Below are 16148 nucleotides of genomic sequence, written 5' to 3'. Positions count from 1 at the left end.
CTCAGCGGCTCCCGAAGGGCGCGACGCTGTGGCTTCTGGCCGGTGTTGCCTGCCCTTGATATGGAGCCACCATACCTTCGGACAGGCGCCTTGGCCAGAAACCCCAGCGTCACGCAGTAAGTCAACGAATTAGCCAGACGGGACACAAGGTCAGGACTTTGTTTGCATTGTAGCCCAGACGCGAAGTGCATAAGCCTGAATTATGGAAAAGGTAGCGTCGGGAACTGGTTTTCTTTATTGGTCGTATAACCAATGATAGAGTTTCAATACTTACGTTCCATCAGATACCGCTATGACTACTAAAGATGAACGCCTTGATTTTCTGCAGGAAATGCACGACGTCCGTCGCATCCGCCGCCCTAATCGCGCTGATGTCAAAGCCCCCCGGGAACTCACGCCGGGCCACCTGGAGCGGCAACGGGCAGCTCTGGATCAACCCAGGCGTGACACCAACCCATTAACCGCTGATGCTGTTGAGTTGCTCACTGCTCACGATATTCTGAGTTGGCAGCGTCCAGGCATTCAGCATGGGGTGTTCCGAAAGCTTCGGCAAGGCCAGTACCCTATTGAGGCCCGGCTTGACCTGCATCGAATGACCGTTGATGAAGCCCGCCGCGAAGTTTACGGTTTTGTTCAGGACTGTGTTCGTTATGGTGTGAGGTCGGTGCTGGTACTGCACGGCAAAGGGGAGCGAAACCCCGATAAAATTGCTCAACTGAAAAGCTACCTGGCCAAATGGCTGCCGGAACTTGATGACGTACTGGCTTTTCATTCAGCGCAGAAGCACCACGGGGGCACGGGTGCGGTCTATGTGATGATCCGCAAAAGTGACCTGAAAAAGCAGCTTAACCGTGAAGCTCATGGCGGCGATTGAGCCAAAGTGCTTTGCTTGGTGAATGTCTGGACGACTGAGCGAGAAACAGGAGGCGCGGACGATGCCCATAGCACTGACTGTCAACGGGGAAGAATTCACTCTCGATATCGAGGATGACACACCGCTGTTATGGGCGCTTCGTGATGAAGTTGGTCTTAAAGGCACCAAATTCGGTTGTGGTGCTGGGTTGTGCGGCGCGTGCACTGTGCACATGAATGGTACGCCCTTGCGATCGTGTTCGACCCCGGTCAGCATGGTTGCTGGTCAGTCCATTACCACCATTGAAGGCTTGCCGGAGAAAGGCAGACTTCACGTGCTACAACAGGCGTGGATAGATCATGGCGTGCCCCAGTGCGGCTACTGCCAATCAGGTCAGATAATGACTGCCGCTCATCTACTGGCCACCAACGCTTCGCCCTCTGATGACGACATCATCGCAGCCATGAGCGGTAATCTTTGTCGTTGCGGCACCTACTCGAAAATCTTCGCCGCTGTGCAGTCCGTGGTAGCCCGGAATGGGATCGAGCGCGGAGCAGAAACCGGCATAGTGACCGTAGTAAACAGCCCTGAGGTTTGAGATGAGTATGACTCGCCGTGATTTCCTCAAAGCTTCGGGTACCAGTACAGGTGGCCTGTTACTGGCATTCACCCTTCCGGGCTGTGGAACGACGCAAACTGAAGGTCTCGAATCTGAAGGCAACTGGACACAGGATGCCTGGCTTGAGCTGACCGCTGATGATGAGATCTTCTTCACTCTGGCAAGAGTAGAGATGGGGCAAGGTACCTATACGGGATTGACCACATTGATCGCTGAGGAGTTGGGTGTTCGTCCTGATCAGGTCCAGCCAAGATTCGCCCCGGTGGATACGGACTACCGGAATCCGCTGTATAAGCTCCAGCTCACCGGTGGCAGTACAAGTCTGGCCACAAGCTGGGGGCCCTTGCGGTTGGCCGGTGCGTCCGCCAAAGCCATGCTGGTAGCCGCCGCAGCCCGTGTCTGGGCTGTTCCTGCAAACGAATGTACCGTCGCCGAGGGGCGAGTGTCGCACCCCAACAGGCAGGAGACGCTGAACTTCGGTCAGTTGGTTGAGCTCGCGGCAATGGAGAATGTGCCATCAAATCCTGTTCTGAAAACTCCATCCCAATGGCAATACATTGGCAAAGTTCGAGGGCGGCTTGATGCCCAGGCCAAAGTAACCGGAAGTGCCGAGTACGGCATTGACGTAGAGCTGCCAGGCATGGTGTACGCAGTGATAACCCGCCCGCCGAGGATCGGTGCCCGAGTGAAGGCCTTCGACGCCAGTGGGCTTCGGGAAATGACCGGTGTAATCGACGTCTTTGAGGTCGCGGGCGGAGTAGCCATTGTTGCTGACAAATACTGGCGCGCTCGTAAAGCCCAGCAGCAACTCACCGTGACCTGGGATGAGGTCGATGCGTTATCATTGTCCAGTGACGAGGTCATGGAGCGCTATTACTCTGCAGCGGACGACGATGAAGGAGATAGAGAGCGGAGCGAAGGCGATATCGACGACGCTTTCGAACAGGCGACTGAGGTTTTGGAGGCCAGCTATGAACAGCCTTTTCTGGCCCATGCAACCCTGGAGCCCATGAATGCCACAGCCCGTTATAGCGATGGCAAAATGGAAGTCTGGGCTCCCACTCAGGCGCCGGATATTGGCCGTATCGCGGTAGCCCGAGTGACGGATCTTTCACCGGCAGATGTCACCATTCATACCACGTTTATCGGGGGTGGCTTCGGTCGACGTCTGACTCAGGACTTCATTGGTGAGGTAGCGGCCGTGGCTTTCCGCGTGGGTCGGCCGGTCAAGCTTTTGTGGTCGCGGGAAGAAGATACCCGACACGACTGGTTTCGCCCAGCCATGCTTCACCGTCTTAAAGCGGCCATCCGGAACGGAGAGCTCACGGGTTGGCACCATCAGATCGTCGGTCCGCAAATTCTTGACTGGTATGTCCGGGATGCCGCTCCGGCCCAGTACCCCTGGGCTCCGAAATTTCTATACGATACCTTAGGCTCGGTAGGGTTGATGGCAGAGGGAATCGCAACGCCCAAAGACGTTTCCGCGATAGAAGGGGCTATCGATTATCCCTATTTGGTCGATAACCTGAATATTCGCCATACCCACACCGACGCGGGCATACCGATTACCTGGTGGCGTTCAGTGGGGCATTCCCACAATGGTTTTGCGGTCGAGACGTTTATGGATGAGGTGGCCCATTCGCTGGGACAGGACCCGTTCGAATTCCGTCGACGGCTCATTGCCCATGAACCACGGCACCTGGCCGTTCTTGAGCGGGCGGCAGCACTGGGCAATTGGGGAGATGCACCCGCCAGCGGAAGGGCACGTGGCATCGCGTTGCATCAGAGTTTCGGGACTTATGTAGCACAAGTTGTCGAAGCCAGCATCAGCGCAGGGGAAATACAGGTGCACCAGGTGGCTTGCGTGGTTGACTGCGGGCAGGTGGTCAACCCCGATATTGTCCGGGATCAGATGGAAAGCGGCATTATCTTCGGCCTGACTGCTGCGTTGTACGGCAGGATCACGCTGAAGAACGGCTCTGTCCAAGAGAGCAACTTCCATGATTATCGGTTGATGGCGATGGCCGCCAAGCCTGACATACGGGTGGACATTATCGACAGCCGGGAATTGCCCACCGGCGTTGGCGAACCAGGCCTGCCGCCCGTTATTCCCGCTCTGGGTAACGCGCTGTTTGCATTGACCGGAAAGCGTCAGCGTATCCTGCCACTGGCGGTTTGACGACTTTGGCCAGCGCGGCTTTTCAGTCAGTACCCGTTACCGTTTGCGAGCGGGGTCTGCCGCCTTATAATAAAGCCAGCGATTATTCATGCTTGCCAGACTTCAGGGGATACCCAGTGTTCGACGTCACCCGTTATGCCGAGGCCGCTCAGGCCATTATTGAGGCAGGACAGTTCCTGTATCAGAGGGGTTGGTCTCCGGCTACCAGCAGTAACTATTCCGCCAGAATCGATCACGAGCATATTGCGATTACCGTCTCCGGACGCCACAAGGGCCAGCTTACTTCTGGCGACGTGATGGTGGTCGACCTGACGGGCAAGCCGGTCCAGAGCCAATGCCGGTCGTCCGCCGAAACCCGTCTCCATACCGTGCTTTATGAGATTTTCCCGGAGGTAGGCGTGGTACTGCACACCCACTCAGTAAAAGCCACTGTATTAAGTCGCTTATTGCCAGCAGGCGAGCCGCTGCAGCTCAAGGATTATGAGCTTCAGAAAGCCTTTGACGGCGTGGATACCCATCGATCCACGCTGGTTATCCCGGTGTTTGAAAACACCCAAAATATCGACGAGCTGGCAGAAGCCACGAAAGACTGGTTTGCGGCGTATCCGGATCAGCCAGGATATCTCATCCGTGGTCACGGTCTTTATACCTGGGGCCGCACCATGTCAGACTGTCTGCGTCATATTGAGGCTTTTGAATTTTTATTTGAGTGCGAACTGGAAACCATGAGGGTTCTGCGATGACAACGTTGACTATTTATCAGGAAGGCGCTCCGACAAGCCCGGAAACAGTAACGGATAACCCACCCAGGATTGCTGAATTACTGTCAGAGCAGGGGGTACGGTTTGAGCAGTGGCCAACCCGTGATTTACCTGCAGACGCCAGCCAGGGGCAAGTGCTCGAAGCTTATCGCGAGGAAATAGAAGGTCTGAAAGCGGAATGTGGTTTCCAGACCGCCGACGTGATCAGCCTCAGCGCAGATAATCCCCAGAAGGATGCTTTCCGCAAGAAATTTCTTGATGAGCACACCCATAGCGAAGATGAAGTGCGCTTTTTTGTACGAGGGCAGGGCTTGTTCTACCTCCACTTTGGAGAATCAGTTTATGCGGTTCTGTGCCAGAAAAATGACTTGATCAGCGTGCCGAACGGCACCCGTCACTGGTTTGACATGGGGCCAGAGCCCGAATTCACAGCGATTCGGCTGTTCACCAATCCGGAAGGCTGGGTAGCGGATTTCACCGGTGAAGATATCGCAAGCCAGCTACCTCGCTATGAACAACTGACTGGAGCGGCCTGATGATCAGGGTAGTGCTGACCGATATCGAGGGCACCACCAGCTCGATTTCGTTCGTACATGAGGTGCTTTTTCCCTATGCCGCTGAACACATGGCCGAGTTCGTTAAGGAGGGGGTTGCTGATAATCCTGCCATTCGCGAGCAGTTGGATGTGGTGGCGGCTCAGTCCGGCCAACCGGCAGACGCTGTCGATAAGCTGGTTGAAGTGTTGCTCGACTGGATTCGGGAGGATCGCAAGGAAACGTCATTGAAAGCCCTGCAGGGAATGCTGTGGGAGCAGGGTTACCAAAAGGGCGCCTTCAAAGGCCATGTCTACGCCGACGCTGCCGAATATCTTACCCACTGGCATGATCGGGGTTTGCGTCTGTACGTCTATTCTTCCGGCTCTGTCAAGGCTCAGAAACTGATCTTCGGCTTCAGCGAGTATGGCGACCTGACGCCCTGTTTCAGTGGCTATTTCGATACGCGCATGGGGCCTAAAAAAGAGTCGGCTTCGTATCAGAACATTCTGGACGAGCTCGGGCTCGAGCCTGTAACGGTTTTGTTCCTCTCCGATATTGAGGCGGAACTTGAGGCTGCGGAGGCGGTGGGAATCAAGACAGCATGGCTGGTCCGAGAGGGAAGCCTGCCGGTAACCGACCGCCCGGTCATGCGTGATTTCTCTGAAGTGGATGCGGTGCTCAAAGTGCGTTGAACTTTGCGAACCGCCTTACCTTTATGTGCAAGGACGTACTGATTATCTTCGGGGGCGTCGTGGCCAATACTCGCACAAGCAGTATGTTCGTGTGCCTGTTATTGCTGGCGGGCTGCAGTCCGTTTGACGCACCTGATGACATGATGGAAGAGTATGTCGAGCGCGTTGGCCGGGTGCTCGAGTTGGCTCCGGTCTTTTCGGAGATTCCTGATGTTAAACCTCTCCCCAGGCCCCGCGATCGCACTTTGGCGATTCCCGTCACCGAGCTCGGTATGCTTGATTTTCTGTCGCTCTATGGTTGTGAGCTTCAACGCGTGGTTGGCGAAAAAGCGTCAATCATGGGCCGGGTGATGCAGCCGCTAAACCGCTTGCGCTATGAAGTCCGCTTTATCCAGGCAGCCCGCAAGTGTCTGCCAAGCATCGAAAATGAAGAGCTTGCTTCGGACCTTCAAAAAGCCATCGCGAGTAAACAGAAATCTTTGCCTCTTGCCATTTGGAATGCCACCTGGGGAGTAGAAGAAATCGAGTCCTTGTTCACTTCGGCCAAGGGCAGGTTGCCGGTTGAGGCTCCTGCCAGCGCTGAGTTGACAAATGATCTCAGACAACTGAATCAAACCGTTGCAGCTTTAAATGCCGGGCAGCTTGATCAGGATCTGGATTACCTGGGAAATGTGCATCAGAGCTGGCTCTCGGAGCACAAAGCTGGCCAGTTGATTAACAGTGCAAGATTAGTGATTGCGAGGCTCACCGACGGGACGGGCCTGATTGCCCAGCGTCTCGAAGGCAGACCCCTGTGCATTGGAGGCCAGCCGAATGAACAGGCCAGAATTGTCCAGTCGATGTTCTTCAGTGTGTACATCGAGAAAATTCAGCCTTATCTCGCTTCCGTACGCCGCCACCGGGATACAGTGGTTGCGCCACTCACAGAGCTTGCGACGCAACAGCGCGAGGTCATGCCAGCAAGTTTCGAATCATATTATCGGACTACGTTGAGTGTTACTGCGGAAGACGGCTTGTGGCAACGATTGGACAAAGCGGTGCAACAGCACACCGAAGCCTGGCAGTCGTTACTGGAGCAATGCGGTATGAGGCCAACCGCCCAAGCCCGGAAACGAAACGCCTCAACGCTGGCTTTCCGGCGTCACCCGAAGGATTTCCTCGACCGTGGTTTGGCCAGCCGCGACCTTTTGGGCTCCGCTCAGGCGCAGTGATTTCATGCCATCCTTATAGGCTTTAACCCGGAGCTGTTCCAGCTCGCAGCGTTCATCAATCTGGCCGACCAGTTCGCTGGACAGTTGCAGAATTTCGTACACACCTGCGCGCCCCATGTAACCTGTGTTACGACACTCCAGGCAACCCACTGGTCGGTAGAATTCTTTCGGCGGGGCGGCCTTCCAGGGTCTGGTTAAACTCGCCCACGCCTCTTCATCAACGGGCCCCGGGCTTTTACAGTGAGGGCAAAGTGTGCGGACCAGACGCTGGGCCATGACCCCGAGTACGGTAGCGCGGATAAGGTAGGCGGGTATGCCCAGTTCCAGAAGGCGTGTTATGGCACTTGGTGAGTCATTGGTGTGCAGCGTCGATAGTACAAGGTGTCCGGTGAGGGCCGCCTGCACCGCCATTTCTGCTGTTTCCAGGTCACGAATCTCACCAATCATGATGATATCCGGGTCCTGGCGCAATAAGGAGCGCACCCCTGCAGCAAAGGTCAGATCAATGTTGGACTGTACCTGCATCTGGTTAAATGCCGGCTCTACCATCTCAATGGGATCTTCGATGGTGCAGACATTCACTTCTGAGGTGGCGAGTTGTTTCAGAGTGGAGTACAACGTGGTGGTTTTACCGGAACCCGTGGGTCCAGTGACCAGTACTATGCCGTGGGGCCTGCCGGTTATGTCCTTCCAGCGGCTTCGGTCCTCTCTCGAGAACCCCAATTGTTCGAAGCCTTTGAGTAACACTTCCGGATCAAATATCCGCATCACCATTTTTTCGCCAAAGGCGGTTGGCATTGTGGCAAGACGAAGCTCGACCTCGCTGTTATCAGGCTTGCGGGTTTTAATACGACCATCCTGGGGCCGCCGTTTTTCTGCGACGTTAAGCCGGCCAAGAATTTTCAGGCGACTGGTGACTGCAACGCCGACCTGTTCCGGAAATTCATAGACATTGTGAAGCACACCATCGATGCGAAAGCGAACCTGTACCACCCCACGTCTAGGCTCTATATGGATATCGCTGGCGCGCTGGTCATAGGCGTATTGCAGCAACCAGTCGACGATTTTGACCACATGCTGGTCATTGGCGTCCGGATCGCTGCCACTACCAATGTCCAACAACTGCTCAAAGTTGTGAAGATTGCCGCCCGCGCTCTTGCCCTGCCCGGAACTTGCTTTACTGACTGAGCTGGCGAGCTGATAAAACTCCACGGTGTAACGGCGGATATCTTCCGGGTTTGCGACTACCCGTTTGACGTCTTTCTGCAGAACATGGCGAAGGTTGGCTTCCCAATCACTTTTGAACGGTTCTGCACTGGCAATCAGCGCCTCATCCTTGCGGATTTCCACCGCCAGGATGCCGTGGCGCTGGGCAAAGGCGTAGGACATCGCCTTTGCAATTGCGGGAGTATCGATCTTGAGGGGATCGATATGGTAATAGGGCTGTTGCGACCAATCCGCAAGCCAGTGGGTGAGCCGCTCAAGGTCCAGCGAACGCTTGCTTTTCAAACTCGTGGGCGCGGCAATCGCGACGATTTCCAGCGGGTGCCTGGAGGCGCTTTCAGCCCCCAGATTGGCGGCCATAATGCGTTCGGCTTCCTCTTGATCCACCTCGCCACTGCTTACCAATGCTGAGCATACGTCCCTAAGGGTAAGCGTTGATCGGTGTGGCGCCGGAAGTGGGTGGTCGGCCATTAATTATTCCCTTGACAGTAAGTTTGAGGCAATACCTGAGACCGGATCAGAGCCGGTTGGTCTTGAGGTGAATCATGGCAACAGTAAAGAGGGCGAAGGTCAAGATTGCCAACAACACCGGTGCGAAGTCACCTTCGCTGAGCCATGCAGACACCACCGCCTGGGTGAAGTAGAAAATAACCACGAAGCTCAGCCAGATGTAGCCCCGGTTATCGCCCCGGAATACCGGCACCACAAATAAAAGAAGCGGAATCAGTTTAACGCTCAGAATCAGGATCACCGACACGTTTTCCACCGGCTCCGGGTAGAACGTGGTAATCAAAAGTGTTGCGAGGATGGCGAGATAAAGCAGTGCCGTAGAAACCAGAGTGATCTTTGCTTTTTGGGCGTACAGCATTAAGAATTCCTGTTGGGGGCAAGTCGCAGGGCAATCGAGGCGAGACGCTGACCGAAGGTCTGGCAAATCGCTTTCTCATGATCGGTCAGGGCTTGTTGGGCGCCGGTGCCTGCCCAATGGGAAGGTCCGTAGGGCGTTCCGCCAGACCGGGTTTCATTCAATGCGCTTTCAGAATAAGGCACGCCACATACAATCATGCCGTGATGGAGCAGTGGTAACATCATACTGAGAATGGTGGTTTCCTGGCCGCCGTGCAGACTGCCCGTGGAAGTAAATGCGCCCCCCGGCTTATCCGCCAGGGCGCCGCTTAACCATAGGTCGCCAGTGCTATCGAGAAAATATTTAAGTGGCGCCGCCATGTTGCCAAAGCGGGTAGGACTGCCCAGGGCCAAAGCTGCACAGTTTTTCAGGTCATCTTTGCTGCAGTATGGCGCGCCTGTATCTGGCACTGCGGGTGCAGAGGCGTCGGTATCCGCAGACACCGGCGGTACAGTTCGGACGCGTGCTTCCATACCGTTAATTCTGGCAACCCCCCGGGCAATCTGTGAGGCCATTTCCGCAGTTTGACCGGTTCGACTGTAGTATAGAACCAGCACATAATCATGGGCTTCCGACATGGTATTTTTCCGGTTTGATTTCAAGACTGTACGACGGTGAGCTCAGTTAAGCTCAAGGACTATTCGGGCATGTTAATGTCGATCCACTTGGCGTGGTGTCCTGGTAAGGTACAATCACCGTTCACTATGACTGCCACAGTCTAACAGGAGGCTCGTCCTTGAAGTACCCCAGGATCATGCTCGCCGCGCTGGTACTCGCGCTGGCGGGGTGTGAAAAAATCGAATTTGAACAGGCTTCTGGACAGACTCTCGATTGGGATTCCCTCCGCGGGCAGTGGGTGTTGGTCAATTACTGGGCTGAGTGGTGTAAACCCTGTCTGGAAGAAATTCCTGAACTTAACATCCTCGATGATAACCCCGACATCACTGTGCTGGGCGTTAATTTTGATGGCATCCGCGGGGAGGAGTTAGTGAATCTGGGTGCGAAGATGGATATTCGTTTTGATATGCTGGCAGAAGATCCCGGCCCTGCCTTTGATTGGAAATTGCCGGTGGCATTGCCTGCGACCTTTGTCGTTAACCCTGACGGCGAGTTGCTTGAAGCCCGTTTCGGGCCTCAGACCGAAAAAGACCTGCTGGATCTGATCAAACGCTGAGGCGTCCAGGGTAAGCTCGCCCTTTGCATTCATGCCTGAAAAATTGGAAATACCTGACGTTATGGCCACGACCTTTGTACATCTCCGCGTCCATTCAGAATATTCACTGGTCGACGGCCTGGTGCGCGTTAAGCCGCTGATCAAACGTGTAGCGGATCTCGACATGCCTGCGGTAGGTCTGACTGAGCAGTCGAATATGTGTTCGCTGGTACGCTTCTACAAAGGCGCGCTCGGGGCCGGTATCAAACCGATTATTGGAGCCGACATCTGGCTGGATAACCCGGAAGAGCCGGAGAGCCCGTTCCGATTAACGTTATTGGCCGCTGATGCCACCGGTTATCTGCACCTGACTGAGATTATTTCACTTGGCTACACCGAAGGTCAGCGTTATGGGCGGCCGATTGCCCAGCGAAGCTGGATAGAACAGCGTGCCTCCGGATTGATTGTGCTTTCTGGCGGCAAGCTGGGCGATGTTGGCAAGGCGATGCTGGCCGGCAAGCCCGAGCTCGCCCGCAGCCGAGCTGAATACTGGATGGCGCTGTTTCCGGATAGCTATTATCTGGAGCTGCAGCGGACCGGCCGTATCAACGACGAAGAATGCCTGCACTCTAGCGTCGAACTGGCCGAAGCCCTCGACTGTCCGGTCGTGGCCACTAACGATGTGCACTTTCTTTACGCCGATGATTTCGAAGCCCACGAAGCCCGGGTCTGTATTGGTGAAAGTCGCACCCTGGATGACCCGCGCCGTGACCGACGCTTCAGTGATCAGCAGTATCTGCGCAGTTCGGAGGAGATGGCCGAGCTATTTTCGGATATTCCCGAAGCGATTGAAAATACCGTTGAGATCGCCCGTCGCTGTAACGTGAAAGTTCGGATGGGCGAGTACTTCCTGCCGAACTACCCGATTCCTGCCGGCCTTACCATGGACGAATACTTCCGGAAGGTGTCTGAGGAAGGTCTTGAAGACCGCCTCGCCAAAACCCTGCCGAAAGACGATCCAGAGTATGACCAGAAGCGTCAGGCCTACTACGACCGGCTGAATTTTGAGCTCAATATCATCACGCAGATGGGGTTTCCCGGTTACTTCCTGATCGTTATGGACTTCATCAAGTGGGCCAAGAACAACGGTGTGCCGGTCGGCCCGGGCCGGGGGTCAGGTGCTGGCTCGCTGGTGGCCTACTGCCAGTCTATTACCGATCTCGACCCGCTGGAATACGACTTGCTGTTTGAGCGCTTCCTGAATCCTGAACGGGTGTCGATGCCTGACTTTGACGTAGATTTTTGCATGGAAGGGCGGGACCGGGTCATTGCCTATGTGGCCGAAAAATATGGTCGCGAAGCGGTCTCCCAGATCATCACGTTCGGCACCATGGCGGCAAAAGCGGTGGTGCGGGATGTGGCGCGGGTCCAGGGCAAGTCCTACGGGCTGGCCGACCGATTGTCCAAGATGATTCCGTTTGAAGTCGGCATGACACTGGAAAAAGCCCTGGAACAGGAAGAGCCTTTGCGGGAATTTCTGGAGCAGGATGAAGAAGCCCAGGAAATCTGGGAAATGGCCCTGAAGCTTGAAGGTGTTTGCCGAAATGCGGGCAAACACGCTGGCGGCGTGGTCATTGCCCCGACCAAAATCACGGATTTCTCGCCGCTGTATTGCGATGACGAGGGCGGCAGCCTGGTTACCCAGTTCGACAAGAACGATGTGGAAGAAGCCGGATTGGTGAAGTTCGACTTTCTGGGTTTGCGGACCTTGACCATCATCGACTGGGCGTTGGGCATGATCAACCCGCGCCGGGAGCAGCGGGGTGAATCAAAGCTGGATATCAACGATATTCCGCTGACTGATCGAAAATCCTTTGAAATGCTGAAAAAAGCGGACACTACCGCGGTGTTTCAGCTTGAATCACGGGGCATGAAGGATCTGATCCGGCGGCTGCAGCCCGATACCCTGGAAGACATGATCGCCCTGGTGGCGTTGTTCCGTCCCGGGCCTTTGCAATCCGGTATGGTGGACGATTTTATCGACCGTAAGCACGGTCGTCAGCCAGTGGCCTATCCCCATCCGGACTTCCAGTACGAAGGCTTGAAGCCGGTGCTGGAGCCCACCTACGGCATTATCCTGTATCAGGAACAGGTTATGCAGATTGCTCAGGTGATGGCTGGTTTCAGTCTCGGTGGCGCCGATCTGTTGCGGCGGGCCATGGGCAAGAAAAAAGCCGAGGAAATGGAAAAACAGAAAGCCATTTTCATCGAGGGCTGCAAAAACAACAACATCACCGAGACCCTGGCAGAAAACATTTTTGACCTGGTAGAAAAGTTCGCCGGATACGGCTTCAACAAATCCCACTCCGCAGCCTACGCCCTGGTGTCCTACCAAACCTTGTGGTTGAAGGCTCACTACACAGCAGAGTTCATGGCTGCCGTGCTGACGGCGGATATGCAGAACACCGACAAGGTCGTCACTCTGGTGGAAGAGTGCCGCCACCTCAAGCTGGACCTGGTGTTACCCGATGTCAGCACCTCGGAATATACCTTCACGGTTAACGATGGCGGCCAGATTGTTTACGGCCTCGGGGCCATCAAAGGTCTTGGAGAAGGCCCGATCCAGAGCATTGTGGACGCTCGGGCGGCGGCTGGCCCGTTCAAGGATCTGTTTGAATTCTGTCGCCGGGTAGACATGAAAAAGGTTAACAAGCGCGCCATGGAAGCCCTGATCCGGTCAGGTGCCATGGATAAGCTCGGTCCGGGACGGGCGCACATTACTGCAAGTATTGACAAGGCGATCCAACAGGCCGATCAGCAATCCCGAAATGAGTCCGTGGGCATGGTGGACATGTTCGGGGAGATGCTCGGTGGCGATGATGACACCAACCTGTTCGACGATGTGGTCAATATACGGGAATGGTCTGAAAAGCAGCGTTTGAAGGGCGAAAAAGATACCCTTGGGCTTTACCTCACGGGCCACCCTTTCGACGAGTACGAGCGCGAGGTCCGTCGGTTCGTGCGTTCATCCATTGCTGACCTTAAGCCTTCCCGGACGCCGCAACGCCTGGCGGGATTGGTGGTGGCACAGCGCACTATGAAAACCCGCACTGGCCAGACCATGTGCTTTATCACCCTGGATGACCGTAGCGCCCGAATTGAGGCAACGCTGTTCTCGGAAGTATTTTACGCCAATCGTGAATTGCTGCAGTCAGATCAGGTGATTGTGGTTGAAGGGCAGGTCAGCCATGATGATTACTCAGGCCAGATGAAAGTGCGGGTTAGTGATATTATGGATGTTGGCTCTGCGCGCCAGCGATTCAGTCGCGGACTTCAGTTGGCTTTGAAAGCAGATCAGTTGCAGAACGGCTTGCTGGACAGGCTTGACGAGACTTTGCGACCGTTTCGCTGTGAAGGGAGCCCGGTCTGGATTGATTATCAGGGCGCGGATGCCCGCACACGCATTCAACTCGGCGATAGCTGGCGTGTTCAGCCCGATGACGCGTTGTTGCTCGAACTGAGGTATCTGGTGGGCGACCAGGCAGTGGAACTGGTCTATGATTGAAGATGTGAATGGACAACTCATACCAATGTCCGCTTTTGCTTGTGAAACTGCGCTGCTATTTTTAGCGAAATTCTGAACTTGCGGGGGACTTTGCAGCAATTTATCCTTCGCTTGGCAAAAATGACGGAACATCATGAACCCAAACTATCTGGATTTTGAACAGCCAATTGCCGACCTTGAAGCCAAGATTGAAGAGCTTCGAATGGTGGGAAACGATACCGAAATCAATATTACCGACGAGATCAGCCGGCTCAAGAACAAAAGTGTCAGTCTGACGGAAAGCATTTTCTCCGATCTGGCCCCCTGGGATATCTCCCGCCTGGCCCGGCACCCGCGACGCCCCTATACCCGGGATTATATTGATCTGATCTGTGAGGATTTTGACGAACTCCACGGTGATCGTCATTACTCGGACGATCTCTCCATCGTCGGGGGCACCGCCCGATTGGATAATCGTCCGGTGATGGTTATCGGCCATCAGAAAGGGCGTGAGGTCCGAGACAAGGTCAAGCGCAATTTTGGTATGCCCCGGCCAGAAGGTTATCGTAAGGCTCTTCGCCTGATGGAGATGGCCGAGCGGTTTAAAATGCCGGTCCTGACATTCATCGACACGCCGGGAGCTTACCCGGGTATCGGAGCGGAAGAACGGGGCCAAAGTGAAGCCATTGCATTCAACCTGGCGGTGATGTCCCGCCTCAAGACGCCCATTATTTCCACGGTGATCGGTGAGGGTGGCTCTGGCGGTGCGCTGGCCATCGGTGTCTGTGATCGGCTTTTCATGTTGCAATATTCCACCTATGCCGTTATCTCCCCTGAGGGTTGTGCCTCAATCCTCTGGAAAAGTGCGGATTACGCCGCCACTGCGGCCGAAGCGATGGGTGTGACCGCTGACCGTCTGAAGACGCTTGGTCTGGCCGACCGCGTGATCTCGGAACCGCTGGGCGGCGCCCATCGCAAACCGGAGGAGATGGCTCAGGCATTGCGCAAGAACCTGAACGAAGGTCTTGAGGAGCTGTGCAGGCTGGCACCCGATGATCTGGTTGCCCAGCGTTATGAGCGTTTGACCCGTTATGACACCGGGCGGTAAAAACCGCCCGGTTGATGCCGTCTGGCCCCCGGAGCTCCTAGCCGCTTTAAGTGTCACCCCTTCAGCCTCAAAAGTGTGGGTGGCATTCAGCGGTGGCCTTGATTCCACGCTCCTTCTCTACGCTGCTCACCAGTGCTTCGGCGGCCACATCGCTGCTATTCATATAAATCACCAACTGCAACCCAATGCTGGTGAATGCGAGGCTCACTGCCGCGCGGTTTGCCATGAACTGGGTGTTGAGCTGGTTGTTGAGGCGGTGGCGGTTAACTCGAATAACGGGGCTGGTCTTGAAGAGTCTGCCCGGAATGAACGGTATCAAGCGTTCGAGCGGCGCTTGAGGTCCGGTGAAGTATTGCTGATGGCACACCACAATGATGACCAGGCCGAAACGGTGTTGTTTCGGTTGATACGTGGCACCGGGGTTGCAGGTTTGGCCGGTATGCCCGTCCAGCGTCCACTGGGAAAAGGGGTCCTGTTCCGGCCGTTACTGGCTTTCGACCGTGAGCAGCTTACCCGATGGGCGAACCGGTTTGCCTTGAAATGGGCGGACGACCCAAGCAATGACAACGAACGCTTTGACCGGAACTTTCTCCGTCACACTATCCTGAAACCGCTCAAGCTGCGCTGGCCTACGCTTCTGCAGCGTGTGAATCATACCGTGGAAGCCTGCCGTGAAGCAGACCAGTTGGCTGATCAACTGGCTCAGATTCAGTACGCATCGTGTGCCGATGCCAGTGGCGCTATCGGGCTGATGAGGTTCCGCAACATGACCTTGGCTGAGCAAAAAAACCTGTTGCATTGGGCAATTCGCAAGCGCGGTTGGCCGTTTCCGTCGATTAAGCAATGGGGGGAGGCTTTGGCACAACTGATCTCGGCAAGGGCGGACGGTGCGCCGGAGATTCAAGGTGATGGGTTCACCATTCGGCGCTACCGTGATGCCATATATCTGGTGGCTGATCCGAAATTGGTACCAGCCTCGCCCAGAGTTTTGTCTGCGTCATCTTCAGTGGAATGGGGCCTTTACCGATTTTACCTGGAGGCAGCCGGGACGGCTGGAGGTGTAGCGCCCGAAATTGAAGTCAGGGCAAGAGCGGGCGGAGAGCGCATTCGTCCGGAACGAAACGGTCCCTCACGGTTACTGAAAATCTGGTTACAGGAAACCGCCGTTCCGCCCTGGCAACGACAGGGTTTGCCCCTCTTGTGGGAGGCCGGTGAACTGGTTGGTGTGGCTGATTTGTGGATTTCCCCGCGGTTCTCGGGGGCAGGGCCGGAGAGCGGTTGGCGAATCCTGACAGAGCGGGATTTTAATTGAGAAGGCAGGGCCTTTCTGGTAGCCTGATTTCCCATCTTGAGATGACAAT

The 16148-nt window shown here is 55.4% G+C and carries 14 protein-coding genes; 11 read left to right on the top strand and 3 right to left on the bottom strand.

Translation table 11 applies throughout. The annotated features are described in order from the left end of the window. Positions 1 to 292 precede the first annotated feature (292 nt). From smrA to WEB64_RS17640, 7 genes are all read left to right on the top strand, one after another. On the top strand, positions 293 to 874 hold the full coding sequence (smrA, locus tag WEB64_RS17670; RefSeq protein ID WP_368059584.1) for a DNA endonuclease SmrA: 582 nt from the start codon (positions 293 to 295) through the stop codon (positions 872 to 874). A 61-nt stretch (positions 875 to 935) separates the two neighbouring features. Further along, the gene (locus WEB64_RS17665) at positions 936 to 1451 is read left to right on the top strand and encodes a (2Fe-2S)-binding protein (protein WP_368059586.1); all 516 of its coding nucleotides are present in this window, start codon (positions 936 to 938) and stop codon (positions 1449 to 1451) included. Position 1452: 1 nt separating this feature from the next. Next, positions 1453 to 3651, top strand: coding sequence for a molybdopterin cofactor-binding domain-containing protein (locus WEB64_RS17660; RefSeq protein WP_368059588.1), 2199 nt, complete (start codon positions 1453 to 1455; stop codon positions 3649 to 3651). A gap of 116 nt (positions 3652 to 3767) precedes the next feature. Continuing rightward, complete coding sequence (locus tag WEB64_RS17655) at positions 3768 to 4394, top strand: methylthioribulose 1-phosphate dehydratase (RefSeq protein WP_368059590.1); 627 nt, start codon at positions 3768 to 3770, stop codon at positions 4392 to 4394. Beyond that, positions 4391 to 4948 (top strand): acireductone dioxygenase, encoded by a 558-nt coding sequence (locus WEB64_RS17650; protein WP_368059592.1) that lies wholly within the window; start codon positions 4391 to 4393, stop codon positions 4946 to 4948. Before WEB64_RS17655 ends, WEB64_RS17650 begins: the two co-directional genes overlap by 4 nt. After that, on the top strand, positions 4948 to 5640 hold the full coding sequence (gene mtnC, locus WEB64_RS17645; RefSeq protein ID WP_368059594.1) for an acireductone synthase: 693 nt from the start codon (positions 4948 to 4950) through the stop codon (positions 5638 to 5640). Before WEB64_RS17650 ends, mtnC begins: the two co-directional genes overlap by 1 nt. Next, positions 5637 to 6851, top strand: coding sequence for a DUF3080 domain-containing protein (locus WEB64_RS17640; RefSeq protein WP_368059596.1), 1215 nt, complete (start codon positions 5637 to 5639; stop codon positions 6849 to 6851). The genes mtnC and WEB64_RS17640 overlap by 4 nt, the downstream gene beginning before the upstream one ends. Here the strand turns inward: WEB64_RS17640 and WEB64_RS17635 are convergent. From WEB64_RS17635 to wrbA, 3 genes are read right to left on the bottom strand one after another with little or no spacing between them, the layout of a single operon-like run. After that, positions 6762 to 8546, bottom strand: a complete 1785-nt coding sequence (locus tag WEB64_RS17635; protein WP_368059598.1) for a GspE/PulE family protein — start codon at positions 8544 to 8546, stop codon at positions 6762 to 6764. The genes WEB64_RS17640 and WEB64_RS17635 overlap by 90 nt on opposite strands. 46 nt (positions 8547 to 8592) lie before the next feature. Continuing rightward, a complete protein-coding gene (locus tag WEB64_RS17630; protein ID WP_368059600.1) occupies positions 8593 to 8943 on the bottom strand; it encodes a DUF2069 domain-containing protein in 351 nt (116 codons plus the stop codon). Further along, positions 8943 to 9560 (bottom strand): NAD(P)H:quinone oxidoreductase, encoded by a 618-nt coding sequence (gene wrbA, locus WEB64_RS17625; RefSeq protein ID WP_368059602.1) that lies wholly within the window; start codon positions 9558 to 9560, stop codon positions 8943 to 8945. Before wrbA ends, WEB64_RS17630 begins: the two co-directional genes overlap by 1 nt. Positions 9561 to 9736: 176 nt before the next feature. Here wrbA and WEB64_RS17620 point away from each other — a divergent pair, with 176 nt between their 5' ends. The 4 genes from WEB64_RS17620 to tilS all read left to right on the top strand — a co-directional run bounded on the left by WEB64_RS17620 (position 9737) and on the right by tilS (position 16099). Next, a complete protein-coding gene (locus WEB64_RS17620; RefSeq protein ID WP_368059610.1) occupies positions 9737 to 10156 on the top strand; it encodes a TlpA family protein disulfide reductase in 420 nt (139 codons plus the stop codon). Positions 10157 to 10217: 61 nt separating this feature from the next. Then, complete coding sequence (gene dnaE / locus WEB64_RS17615) at positions 10218 to 13700, top strand: DNA polymerase III subunit alpha (RefSeq protein ID WP_368059604.1); 3483 nt, start codon at positions 10218 to 10220, stop codon at positions 13698 to 13700. A gap of 133 nt (positions 13701 to 13833) precedes the next feature. Beyond that, positions 13834 to 14787 (top strand): acetyl-CoA carboxylase carboxyl transferase subunit alpha, encoded by a 954-nt coding sequence (gene accA, locus WEB64_RS17610; protein ID WP_368059606.1) that lies wholly within the window; start codon positions 13834 to 13836, stop codon positions 14785 to 14787. Further along, on the top strand, positions 14771 to 16099 hold the full coding sequence (gene tilS, locus WEB64_RS17605; RefSeq protein ID WP_368059608.1) for a tRNA lysidine(34) synthetase TilS: 1329 nt from the start codon (positions 14771 to 14773) through the stop codon (positions 16097 to 16099). Before accA ends, tilS begins: the two co-directional genes overlap by 17 nt. The last annotated feature ends 49 nt before the right edge of the window (positions 16100 to 16148 follow it).

The sequence above is a fragment of the Marinobacter sp. genome, assembly GCF_040882185.1.
Classification (GTDB): Bacteria; Pseudomonadota; Gammaproteobacteria; order Pseudomonadales; family Oleiphilaceae; genus Marinobacter.
Note: the sequence above shows the minus strand (reverse complement) of the source record. Positions and strands in the feature narration are given on the sequence as shown.

Coding starts and splice junctions, on each gene's coding strand:
- WEB64_RS17630 (WP_368059600.1), bottom strand. CDS start 8,943: ATGCTGTACGCCCAAAAAGCAAAGATCACTCTGGTTTCTACGGCACTG.
- mtnC (WP_368059594.1), top strand. CDS start 4,948: ATGATCAGGGTAGTGCTGACCGATATCGAGGGCACCACCAGCTCGATT.
- dnaE (WP_368059604.1), top strand. CDS start 10,218: ATGGCCACGACCTTTGTACATCTCCGCGTCCATTCAGAATATTCACTG.
- wrbA (WP_368059602.1), bottom strand. CDS start 9,560: ATGTCGGAAGCCCATGATTATGTGCTGGTTCTATACTACAGTCGAACC.
- smrA (WP_368059584.1), top strand. CDS start 293: ATGACTACTAAAGATGAACGCCTTGATTTTCTGCAGGAAATGCACGAC.
- WEB64_RS17665 (WP_368059586.1), top strand. CDS start 936: ATGCCCATAGCACTGACTGTCAACGGGGAAGAATTCACTCTCGATATC.
- WEB64_RS17620 (WP_368059610.1), top strand. CDS start 9,737: ATGCTCGCCGCGCTGGTACTCGCGCTGGCGGGGTGTGAAAAAATCGAA.
- WEB64_RS17635 (WP_368059598.1), bottom strand. CDS start 8,546: ATGGCCGACCACCCACTTCCGGCGCCACACCGATCAACGCTTACCCTT.
- WEB64_RS17660 (WP_368059588.1), top strand. CDS start 1,453: ATGAGTATGACTCGCCGTGATTTCCTCAAAGCTTCGGGTACCAGTACA.
- tilS (WP_368059608.1), top strand. CDS start 14,771: ATGACACCGGGCGGTAAAAACCGCCCGGTTGATGCCGTCTGGCCCCCG.
- accA (WP_368059606.1), top strand. CDS start 13,834: ATGAACCCAAACTATCTGGATTTTGAACAGCCAATTGCCGACCTTGAA.
- WEB64_RS17650 (WP_368059592.1), top strand. CDS start 4,391: ATGACAACGTTGACTATTTATCAGGAAGGCGCTCCGACAAGCCCGGAA.